This window comes from Bacillus cereus, from assembly GCF_015071065.1.
Taxonomy (GTDB): domain Bacteria; phylum Bacillota; class Bacilli; order Bacillales; family Bacillaceae_G; genus Bacillus_A; species Bacillus_A cereus_BA.
In genome coordinates this window covers 1-1,235 of the sequence record NZ_VOVA01000072.1, presented here as the reverse complement: position 1 = coordinate 1,235, position 1,235 = coordinate 1, and the positions used below count along the sequence as shown (strand labels likewise).

Genomic DNA, 1,235 nt, shown 5'->3' with positions numbered 1-1,235 from the left:
CGCTGTAGGAGGTTAAACAGACGAAGGAGAATCTTTGATAATTCTTGGGTGTTTTTATGTAGTGCTTGATGAAAAAGTAAGAAATAATCTTTAATTATGTACATCGCTTTATATTCACTTAGTTCTTTCTGTTTTTTACGTAACAGGAGTTCTCTCATTTTAAACATAGTAGAAGAACATAATAGGATACTAATGAGTTGTCCATAAAGGTGGCATTCTAATCGCTCTTGTTTAATAGATTTACAACGATGAATTCGAAACCAAGATTTCCATATTTTAAATAACAGCTCAATTTGCCAACGCAGTGAATATAAATCATAGATTTTCTCTTTCGGTACCCATTCCGTAGGAATGTTTGTCATATATACCGTAATTCCTTGTAAAAGTTTCGTACGCTCTGTATATGTAATCCCTTTTTTCTTTTCACGAATAGCTCGATCATGTAGACGTTTCTGTTTTTGCTCCTCTGTACATCTATAAACCACAATGCGAGTGGGTAGTTTGTCTTTGCTCCCTACATATACATCATGTAATTCATACACTTGGCCAGGTTGTAATTGGTTCATGATGTCTTCCAAATGAATTTGTGTATATACCGGTCTCAATTGAGCAGGTTTTGTTTTAAATACCACTGTTTCGAATTCTTTTCTATATATTTTAGTTGGTAATTTAAGACGTGATAAATAATACCCTTCCTTATCTTGGATCGATTTAAAGTCTTGTAAACGAAAATACCCTAAGTCACGAATATATAGTTCATTCTTTTGTGTCATGTCGATTCGAGTCGCCCCATATGCCTGATCACTTCGTTTTCCTGGTTCAATTTTCACATCAGAAAACTCTCCACTTAACAAGTCATACTCTAATTGAATTTTTACACCAGCTGTATGACTACAGCCTCCGGCACCAGGATAAGTAGCTGCGAATCGATCTGGAACTTGAAAGGTTGTAGAATCAAGGATGCGAATCCGCTCAAAGTAAGCAGAAAGAGAATGAGAAATTGTAGATGATCCTCCAATTTTAGCTTGTAGAAGTGTAGTAAATACATTTCGAAAGAAGGCTACAGAAGCCGAGTTAAATCGTCGATTAAGTCCCTCAGGACTTAATAAAATTCCTGTTGAAGTTTCTAATTGACTACAAAGTTGAGTAAGAGAGGTTGTAGCGATTTGTTGATTTAACCATACACACAAAGATAAAAAATGGTGCCCATGGCACTTACGTTTTCGTTTCATTCC

General features: G+C 35.5%; 1 protein-coding gene. It reads right to left on the bottom strand.

Features of this window, described 5'->3' with window-relative positions; genetic code table 11:
- Positions 1-1,235, bottom strand: a 1,235-nt coding sequence (locus FT637_RS29500) for an IS4-like element ISBce2 family transposase (RefSeq protein WP_193649247.1), incomplete at both ends; no start/stop codon positions are given.